General features: G+C 58.2%; 8 protein-coding genes and 2 pseudogenes. 3 read left to right on the top strand and 7 right to left on the bottom strand.

What is annotated here, in order from left to right; translation table 11 throughout:
• Nucleotides 1–106: 106 nt before the first annotated feature.
• The gene (istB, locus tag DDF70_RS24415; protein WP_114945129.1) at nucleotides 107–859 is read right to left on the bottom strand and encodes an IS21-like element helper ATPase IstB; all 753 of its coding nucleotides are present in this window, start codon (nucleotides 857–859) and stop codon (nucleotides 107–109) included.
• Nucleotides 860–870: 11 nt separating this feature from the next.
• The gene (gene istA / locus DDF70_RS24410; RefSeq protein ID WP_281024360.1) at nucleotides 871–2,412 is read right to left on the bottom strand and encodes an IS21 family transposase; all 1,542 of its coding nucleotides are present in this window, start codon (nucleotides 2,410–2,412) and stop codon (nucleotides 871–873) included.
• A 166-nt stretch (nucleotides 2,413–2,578) separates the two neighbouring features.
• Between istA and DDF70_RS24405 the strand changes: the two are divergent.
• Together DDF70_RS24405 and DDF70_RS24400 are read left to right on the top strand one after the other, a co-directional pair.
• Nucleotides 2,579–3,046: pseudogene (locus DDF70_RS24405) on the top strand (IS66 family transposase); the annotation flags it as partial.
• A gap of 22 nt (nucleotides 3,047–3,068) precedes the next feature.
• Nucleotides 3,069–3,527: pseudogene (locus tag DDF70_RS24400) on the top strand (IS66 family transposase); the annotation flags it as partial.
• 441 nt (nucleotides 3,528–3,968) lie between these two features.
• Here the strand turns inward: DDF70_RS24400 and DDF70_RS24395 are convergent.
• Genes DDF70_RS24395 through DDF70_RS24375 form a run of 5 tightly spaced genes read right to left on the bottom strand, consistent with a single transcriptional unit; the run spans nucleotide 3,969 to nucleotide 8,815 of the window.
• Nucleotides 3,969–5,180: a hypothetical protein gene (locus DDF70_RS24395; protein WP_114947392.1), complete on the bottom strand. Its 1,212-nt coding sequence runs from the start codon at nucleotides 5,178–5,180 to the stop codon at nucleotides 3,969–3,971.
• Entirely contained in the window at nucleotides 5,177–5,914 is a 738-nt protein-coding gene (locus tag DDF70_RS24390) for an SDR family oxidoreductase (RefSeq protein WP_114947391.1), read from the bottom strand. The genes DDF70_RS24395 and DDF70_RS24390 overlap by 4 nt, the downstream gene beginning before the upstream one ends.
• Entirely contained in the window at nucleotides 5,911–7,236 is a 1,326-nt protein-coding gene (locus DDF70_RS24385; protein WP_114947390.1) for an FAD-binding oxidoreductase, read from the bottom strand. The genes DDF70_RS24390 and DDF70_RS24385 overlap by 4 nt, the downstream gene beginning before the upstream one ends.
• On the bottom strand, nucleotides 7,233–7,655 hold the full coding sequence (locus DDF70_RS24380) for a GtrA family protein (RefSeq protein ID WP_114947389.1): 423 nt from the start codon (nucleotides 7,653–7,655) through the stop codon (nucleotides 7,233–7,235). Before DDF70_RS24380 ends, DDF70_RS24385 begins: the two co-directional genes overlap by 4 nt.
• On the bottom strand, nucleotides 7,652–8,815 hold the full coding sequence (locus DDF70_RS24375) for a UbiA family prenyltransferase (protein ID WP_114947388.1): 1,164 nt from the start codon (nucleotides 8,813–8,815) through the stop codon (nucleotides 7,652–7,654). The genes DDF70_RS24380 and DDF70_RS24375 overlap by 4 nt, the downstream gene beginning before the upstream one ends.
• 177 nt (nucleotides 8,816–8,992) lie before the next feature.
• Between DDF70_RS24375 and DDF70_RS36885 the strand changes: the two genes are divergently transcribed.
• A complete protein-coding gene (locus DDF70_RS36885; RefSeq protein WP_162820631.1) occupies nucleotides 8,993–9,277 on the top strand; it encodes a hypothetical protein in 285 nt (94 codons plus the stop codon).
• Nucleotides 9,278–9,480: the final 203 nt, after the last annotated feature.

The raw sequence follows: 9,480 nt of genomic DNA, 5'->3' as shown, positions 1-9,480 counted from the left end.
GACACCCATTCCGATTTCATTCCGGACAGCGTTCCGATCTGAAGCCGGACACTCTCCTCGTTTGATCCTGGGTCATGGGAGATGGTGGAGTGGGATTGGCCGGTCGTCAATCGGACGATGATGCAGCGGCCGGGGAGCGCTGCTTGCGCAGGCTCTCGCCGGACAGTTCAATCCTGTAAGCATTGTGGACCAGGCGATCCAGGATCGCATCGGCGATGGTCGGATTGCCGATGATCTCATACCAGCGGTCGACCGGGATCTGGCTCGTCACGATGGTGGAGCGCCGCTCGTACCGGTCCTCGACGATCTCCAGCAGATCCCGCCGCTGATCGTCAGCGAGCTTCTCGGGCCCCCAATCATCAAGGATGAGAAGATCCACGCGGGCCAGCGCCTTGAGCATGCGCGCGTAGCGGCCGTCCCCGCGGGCCAGACCAAGCGCCGCAAACAGCCGCGGGGCACGGTGATAAGCGACCGAGAAGTCCTCCCGGCACGCCTTCTGGCCCAGCGCGCAGGCCAACCAGCTTTTGCCGACCCCGGCTGGTCCGGTCAGCAGGAGCCCGCGTCGTTCACGGATCCAATCGCAGCCGGCCAGCTTGAGAAAGAGCCCGCGGTCGAGACCGCGCGCCGCCCTGAAGTCGACATCCTCGACATGCGCGTCATGGCGCAGGCGGGCCGCCCGCGCCCGGCTCTCAAACCGCTTCTGACAGCGCAGCGTCGCCTCGCGTTCGAGCAGCAGTGCAAGCCAGTCGCCATGCTCGAGAGCCCGAGCCTCGGGCTGGGATTGCAGAGCCTTGAAGGCACTGGCCATGCCGTGAAGACCAAGATCGGCCAGCAGAGCGAGAGTGGGATGGGTCAACATGCAGGATCTCCTTAGTGGAAGTAGCCGGGGCCGCGCAGGTTGGCGTGCTCCAGAATGGCGGTGGGCTCGGGGTCGCGGGCGGGTTGGGCGGCCAGGCGGTTGGCCAGGATCGAGGCGATGCTCTTGGAGGTGAGCGCCCCGATCTGGAGAGCGCGGGCCGACACCGCTTCAGCGCGAGCGGGTTCGAGATCGCGCAACAGGCGCAGAACCCCGAGGCAAGTCCGGAAGCCCTGCTCAGGATGCGGGCGGCGCGCCAGAATAGCCGTGATCAGACCTTCCGTCTGAGGGCCGACGGACGCCGCCCAACGGCGGAAGCGCTCCGGGGTCCAGTCGGCATAGCGCCGATGGGAACTCGGCATGTGGTCCGGGTCGGTGCCGTGCCGGCGCCCACCGTAGCGGCGCTGATGGGTTGCCACGCGCTGGCCGCGGTGGAAGATCTCGATCGTGCGGCTGGTGGCCCGCAGGTCGACCTGCGCGCGGATCAGGCCGTGCGGAACCGAATAGAAGAAGCCGTCGTACTCGACGTGATAGTCCGTGCCGACCCGCACGAAGCGCCATTCGGCGAACTCGTAGTCGTCGCCCGGCAGCGGCGCGAGCGCCGGGCGCTCCATCGTCTCGAAGAGATGCCGGCGGCTGACCCCGAGGCGGCGCACGACATGATCGTTGATGCGCTCGCACGCGCCGGCAATCGCCGCATTGGCTTCGGCCAGCGAGAAGAAAGTCTGGTGCCGCAGCCGTCCGAGAATGCAGGTCTGGGCAAAGCGCACGCCATTCTCCACTTTGGCTTTGTCCTTGGGCTTTCGTGGCCGCGCCGGCAGGATGCCGATGCCGTAATGCGCGGCCATCATGCCGTAGCTGCGGTTGATCTCGGGATCGTAGAACGAGGCCCGGTTGACCCCTGACTTGAGATTGTCCGGCACGATCAGGCGCGGAACGCCGCCGAAGACGCGGAACATGCGCCCATGCGCGCCAATCCAGTCCGGCAGGGACTGGGTCCAGGTCGCCTCAGCGTAGGTGAAGTTGGAGGCGCCGAGCACGGCGACGAAGATCTCGGCCTGGCGGATCTCGCCGGTGTCGGAATCAACGATGGCGATCTTCTTGCCGGAATAGTCGACGAACACTTTGTCGCCGGCAATATGGTCCTGGCGCATGGTCGGCGAGAGCCGGCTCTCAAACGAGCGGAAGAGCTCGCAGAAGCGGCTGTAGCCATAGCCGTTGGAATGGACGGCCCGGTACTCCTCCCAGAGGATTTGCAGGGTGACGCCGGGCTTCTTCAATTCGACGATGGCTTCGGCCCAGTGGGGCTCGGGCCGCCGGCGCTGTCCCTGCTTGACGCCGGCGCGGGCGAAAAGCCTGTTCTCCAGGGCCTCGTCGGTCAGGTCGCCGGGCAAGGGCCAGCTCAAGCCGGCCTGCTCGGCGCGCTTGAGGTTCTCCTGGACGGTGCTGCGCGCGATCCCGAGCCTCTCGGCGATGTCACGCACGCTGATGCCGTCCCGGGCCAGGCGCAGCATCTGTCTCAACTGTCTCATGGTCAGCTTCCTCTTGGCGGGCATTCCATTCTCCTCGATGACGTGAGGAGGGTGATGCCCGAGTTGCTGACCCAGGGGATCATCAGAGTGGGGAAAGTGTCCGGTAATTGATCGGAACGGTGTCCGGCTTCATTCCGGAATGCTGTCCGGCGTCAAATCGGAATCCCCGTCCGGATTGAATCGGAATCCGCAGATGGCGGCGCTCTGGGCTGTGGAGGACAGCGTTCGTGGCAAGGATGCGGGAACCCGAAGGCAGGCGCGCCAGGCGGAATCGGCTGCGGTCGTGAACACGCTGTTCAAGTTCTGGGAGAAGGAACTGTCGAAGCTGTCGCGCAAATCGAAGCTGGCCGAGGTGATCCGCTATGCTCTGACGCGGCGTGTCGCTCTTGAGCAGTTCTTATCGGACGGACGCGTCGAGTTGGATTCCAATACCGTTGAACGTGCCATCCGGCCACAGACGATCACAAGGAAGAACAGTCTGTTTGCAGGCTCCGATGGTGGCGGACGCACATGGGCGGCAATCGCCAGCCTTCTGGCCACGGCCAAAATGAACACCGTCGATCCGCACGCCTGGCTGACCCAGACGCTTGAGCGCATCGCCAACGGATGGCCCAACCGCGAGATCGACGCTCTCATGCCGTGGAATTATCGGCCCTGACGGCATCAGCTGCCCGCTTACGATCCGCGGCATGAGCGCGGCGGAGAGATGCAGGATTCGTCAGACGAAGAGCCGTCCGGTGCTGGACGCTCTCGAGCCGTGGCTGCGCGGCAAGCTCGGTCTGATCAGCCAGAAGAGCAAACTGGCCGAGGCGATCCGCTATGCGCTTGTGCGTTGGGACGGGCTGAGCCACTTCGTGGACGACGGGCGGATTGAGATCGACTCCAACGTGGTCGAGCGGGCGATCCGGCCCTTGGCCTTGACGCGCAAGAATGCACTGTTTGCCGGCTCGGATCGCGGCGGCGAGCATTGGGCGGTTATCGCCTCGCTGGCCGAGACCTGCAAACTGTGCGGGGTGGATCCGCAGGCCTATCTCGCCGACGTGCTGAGCCGCATCGTCACCGGCCATCTCAATACCCGCATCGATGATCTGCTGCCGTGGGCCTACGCCACCACGCCGGACCTCAAGGCCGTGGCCTGAGAACACCGCTTACGTTGCTCTCAGCCGATGCCTACGAACAGCCTGGATGCAGTATTCGAGCTCCTCGATCTCGGGGCTCACGTCACCTTTTGCAGTGTACCCGTCCCCTGATGCCTGCTTTGACCTTCACCTTAATCTCGTCGGCAATGATGGGCTTGGCATCCCCAGCAAAAGGAAAGGCTCAGAAAGCGCGTCAATGAGCGACGGTCCTGGATAACCAGTTCGGCTCGGACATCGGAGCGAATGCCTGCGCCACCAAGATCTTGGACGGCAAAACCGGCGGGGAGGGAGGTGCGCAGGCCTATAATCGCCGGGTCCGCACTGGCTTCCACCGAAGCAGAGTGAGACGGTGACAAACGCGTTATAAGCGCCCCGCTCGCGCGCGTTGCCGACCGGAGGGATGGTCTCAACTCACCAACCTTAAGGTGCCGACTCTAGAACTCACTCGCTCGGCAAGTGACGTTCTAACGGCTCAATGAGTCTTCTTAACATCGCCAAAATGATCCATATCACTAAGATAACCAAGGCTATAGTGGGGTGCGCATAATCGGGAAATTGCGCAAAGAAACCTGAAAGATCATTATTCGGCCCCTCGGAGATCGGCTGTTCGTATTTGTGAAGCATCTGATTTGTGAGCATCCAGCCAAAGCAGGCAAGGGCAAACGATGTTAGGCTTGACGCTCTGAAGGACGCTATCAGTAGAGGTACATAGAGGGGCAAAAAACTATAAAATATCCTCGTGACATCCGACCCCCCAACTATTGCCAACGAGGCGCAGTATACAGATGCAGCTGCCGAAAACATGACAGCGCCGTTCCATTGAACGTGCTTAACTGCCTCCTTGTTTAACACAATATATAGCGGTCCCAGGGTGAGCGATATAGCAGCTAACGACCCTAAGACATGAGCGGGCTCAGATAGAAAACGATAAAGCCAGAAAAGCCCTGTAAAGAGTTGCGACTGATATTCGCAATCAAATTCCGACAGTATTAGTCCTTTTGTCACATACCCAGCGAGAATAATGAACAGAGATATCACCAACGCGGCTCTCTTCCTCTCCGCGTTTTTAATATAAAATGACAAGAATAGCGGCAAAAGATAGAAGCTAGCTTCTCTGAAAGGAATTCCTGACATGCATATAGCACTAGCAAGAAGGTACTCTCGGTTTATTATCAGTAATAGGCAAAATGACAGGATGAGAAGAAAAGGGGGATCCATGTAAACCGGATAGAAATTTGTAAATTTTACTGGTGCAAAATATAGGAACGACGACGCCGCCACCACAGCCGTGAGCCCTTTCAGGCTCCCACGCCAGAGTGAGTGTGTCGCGAGAAGCAAAGTAGCGGAAAATAACACGGAGACAACCAAATTGAATCCAAAAAAACCGACGTGACTATGGAAAACCTTCGCAAGTATCCAGGGCGTCCCGACGCGACCACAATAAGGAAAGGCTATGGGCAACTCCAGGCCACCTTCAGCAGCCAAGTGCCGAAGAATTCTGTCGTAGTATACCCCATCGAAACCCAAGCCATTCGCCACTCGGATCGGATCCTGGTCGATTAATATCCATATCACACCGGATATACCAGCAATGATGAAAGATCCCGCAACAACGTATTCTAGTTGCTTTTTTGTAGGGACGAGGCGGATCATATCCTTATCCTCTTGAAAACCGCCTCTGGGATGAGCCTTATGATCAGCATGATCAGCCGCCAGACTGGACGAACGTAGATAACATTTTTCTTTCGCTCGACGGCGACCACTATCCTTTCAGCGACCTCACTCGGTTGTGCTGTGAGCCTTGCCGGCAGATGGATGCTTTCAGTCGCCTCCGTCGCAACATAACCCGGGAGCACCGTCACAACGTGTACGCCGCGTTTCGCCAAACGATTGCGAAGGCCGGATAGGAAGGCCGTGAAGCCCGCCTTCGCGGAGCCGTAGACGTAGTTCGTCGCGCGTCCGCGCTCTCCCGCAACCGAACTGAGGCCAACCAGAGTGCCTGATCCCCGTTCTTCGAATCGGTTGGCCAGCAATGACAGGATATTGGCAGGTCCTTCGAAGTTGCTACGCATGATGCAACTGGCGAGGAGATGATCGCGCTCGCTGCCTTCCTGGCTTCCCATCATGCCGACGATGCTTACGGCGATCGCGGGCAGTTCGGGCAACATGGCTAGAAACTCCGCGTGAGTTTCTGGCAGCAGTGCGTCGAACTCGTGTAGGGTTACAGGGACACCATATCGGATCTGCAAATTGGCCTTTTCGGCGTCGAGCTTTTTCGACTGCCGCGCGGCTAATTGGATCGGATGGCCGTGCGCTGCAAACTTGTGCGCCACGGCTATGCCTATGTCCGAACGTGCACCCAAGATAAGAATGGACGGCTTTGTCACAGCACAAGTCTTTCCGCTTGCGCCGATTGGAACGAGTTCTTCCAGCCGCTATCCGCCCGCATTCGGACGAAGCTTTCAACACGGCCATCGGAGGCACGTAACGTTTCAGCAGACATGCGGCTGTCTTTGGCTAGATAGAAGCGCCCGCCGTGATCGATTGTAATTTGGTCCAGGTTCGCCAACAAGCCCGAGGTCTTGGTCGTGATGGGGAAGTCAAGAGCAAGGGAGTAGCCTTCCATCGGGAACGAAAACCGGCTCTCCTGCGGGCCGAACCGCTTGAGAACGGCCAAGAAGGACCCAGCGCGTGCCTTGGACACTGTCTGGAGCAGGGCCCTGAGCCCCTCTTCGGAGCGGTTTAGGGGAAGAGCACACTGGAACTGAGCGAATCCCTTGCGGCCGTAGAGCCGATGCCAGGCGGCGATCGCGTCAAGGGGATAGAAGAAGCTATCCCAGTCAACGAGTTTCTCACCTCGATTCCAAGCGCCGGCCCAATAGTAGAGTGTATTGAAGGCACGGAGGCTAAATCGATTAAGAGCAAAGCATGGGAAGTTGAACGGAAGCGAAAGTTTGCGCTTATCCGGCGTAGTGAAAGGATGGAGCGATCGATGTGCTGGAAGGTCCGGGCTGTTCGCGTGCTCTCCCAGGAAAACAAGTGAGCGTCCAAGGTTGATCCCCGCCCCAAGGCAGTCAATCCACGCCACCGAATAAGTCGAACCATGAGCACGTTCCAGAGCGGTCATTGCTGATTCAAGGTTCGGCGCGGGTATTGTCGTCTGGCGGATCCATCCAGTTTCGATCGTGCGTAATCGGACGGCCGCTCGTATAATAATTCCGGTGAGTCCCATCCCGCCAAGAGTGTGCTCGAAGAGCTCTACGTGACCTTCGCGTGAGCAACGTTGGATTGTGCCATCGGCCCCCATTACATCGATCCAGTCGACGCACCTTCGAAAACTTCCGTGCTTGCGATGGTTCTTGCCATGGACATCGGCGGCGATCATACCGCCCAAGGTCACGAACTTCGTGCCGGGCGTGACCGTTGGGAACCAACCTCGGGGTAGGAAAGCCGCGATGATGTCGGACAGAACAACTCCAGCCTCCGCGATCAACTGCCCAGTTTTCGGATCAAAGGCCAACATCCTGTTCAAACGTCGCATATCAATCGTCGCGGATGAATTGATGGCGCTGTCCCCATAAGCTCTACCACAGCCGCGCGCGATTACACTCGGCTTCGAAGCTACAAGCTGCTGGATCCCTGCAAGGTCACGGGGCACATAAACTTGGGCGTCCATGACTGGGAACCTTCCCCAGCCCGCGAGCTTCATGGAGCGATCCTCCCCTGCCGATCTGAAAACACAAAGCGTTTGTCTAGCTGAAATCTGACCATGTAGCCGATAGTCAGCCCAACGAAAGCACCCACATCACGCATCACCTCAGTTCCCCAGATCGTCCAGGAAGCCGCCTCAGCGCTCCACGAAATAATCGTGGTGAGGCCACCCACTGCCGTGTAGAGCGAGAACTTCCACCCATCGCTTTTGAGGCCGATTTCCTGGTCGTAAAAAATCCAAAGCTTATCGAGCAGGTATTTGGTCAGTAGCCCGGCGATGGTGCCCACGATCATGGCAAGCGCAAGAAGATCGCTCGCTTCCCCGAGTTGGAGGACCGAATTTTGTGTGGTGATATTGACAACCGTTGCGATGGCGGCAAATGCCGCATAGCGTAACGTTAGAGTTCGCCGATTCATACCAGCATTCCGGCCGCGACGAAGACCAGAATAATCGCTAGGCAGGCCTGACTGATCCGATCCTTTGCGGCGTAGATCACCGGATCATCATGCATGTACCCGCGGTGCGCCATCATGACCATGCGAGTGATCCAATAGAGCAGGACTGCGCAAACGCCCCAGAGCATCTGCGGATGAGGGTAGAGCTCCGCTACGGCAGGCGAATTGACGTAGTATGTCATCACCAGAACAGATACGTATCCTGCCGCAACTGCGATCATGGAGATGATTTGCAAGTCGTTGACGTGATAACCTCGGCCATCGGCCTGTAGACATCCACGCCCGGCGCTATCAACCAACTCGCCTTGTCGCTTCACCGCAGCAAGCGAGAGGAAAAAGAACATGGAAAAGGCAATGAGCAAGACTGATATCGGAACTGATGTCGCGATTCCACCTGCGACGATGCGTATGGTATAGAGGCCCGCAAGAATACATATATCTATAACGATGTGCCGCTTGAAGTGCAGTGAATAGGCCGTGGTCGCAAGAAGATAGCTTGCCATTACAAGGAAAAAGCCCTGCCCTATAAACATGGCTATGAACCCGCCCGGAACGATCAGCCCTAGTGCTATCCACGTTCCGTGCGTGGCGGGGATGCTGCGCGAGGCGAACGGACGGTACCGCTTGCGCGGGTGCACCCGATCTGCGCGGATATCGAGAAGATCGTTCACGACGTAAACACCAGAAGCCACAAAGCTGAAGCAGACGAATGCCTCCATTGATGAGAGGAGTGTCGGCCAATCGAACTTATGTGCAGCCAGCCCTGGAAAGAACACTAGCACGTTCTTTAGCCATTGATGCGGCCGGAGCGCAGCAAGATAATGCTTGAAGTACCTCAGGTCAGTTGTTGAAGTTTCAGACATCGTCTGCTGACTTTCGCAAGGATTAGCGACGATCCTGCTGCAGGCACAATGCTGGCCGTTGGGCGCTGCGGCTGCGTCGCCCGCCTCGGCGTTCCCGAGATCGTACGCCGAGCCCCCAAACTCTTGCGACTGAATTGCTCTCTCTACTGCCGCGGATTTAACTACATCGTGAATGCTGCGGGTATCAAGACCGACCGTCCCAATGTCGACTGTACGCGAGTGTACGTGGGCCTTGTCGTCTTCGCTGCCGCCGATCATGGCGAACCTCTTACTTTGAGCCAAATTGGGGTCAAGCTGGCCAGCAAAAACGCTCAGTTGAGCAAAATAGAAATTGGCCCGGTCGGAATGGCGTTCTCGACGCGGTATCTGCCGGACTGATTGCGATGAGACCAACTAGATCGAGAGGCAACCTCACTACGATAGATGCCTCCATCTATGAAGGATCCAGTAGAGCCGGGAAAATCAATTGTTTGGATTGTAGGCATCAATTTGATGGATGGTGGGCTGCCCTGCTCGAAGGAATGTTTTAGGGCAAAAGTCCGAGGCGGAAGGAGGAAAATGATGAAGTTCGGGAACTACGCCACATGCTTGGTGACCGGCTCTTTGGATCTGATTGGTCTAGTGACCGCACTTGCAGAGCGGCAGATTTTACGCGGCGGCTCGAACTACGGGGTTGTTGTTTTTGGGCGGGCGGGTTGGCTTGTGCTGTTCTCCGGATGACTGCAATTCACGGCCCCAGCTCAGAGGGGGCAATTGTAGTTTCCACGCCTTCCGCAAGCCCTGGCGTCGGCTCGCTCATGCGAACAACTGCTCCACCATCCAACTTTTGCGCAAAAGGACCATTTGCTTGGCCTTGCCCGAGCACGTTACGGTTTGCAAAACAGTACCCTCGGGTGTGAACCAACGCGGTTGTCAGAACCATG

It is taken from the genome of Microvirga calopogonii, from assembly GCF_003347665.1.
GTDB classification, from domain to species: domain Bacteria; phylum Pseudomonadota; class Alphaproteobacteria; order Rhizobiales; family Beijerinckiaceae; genus Microvirga; species Microvirga calopogonii.
The sequence above is the reverse complement of the archived record's forward strand: the minus strand, read 5'-3'. Positions and strand labels throughout refer to the sequence as shown.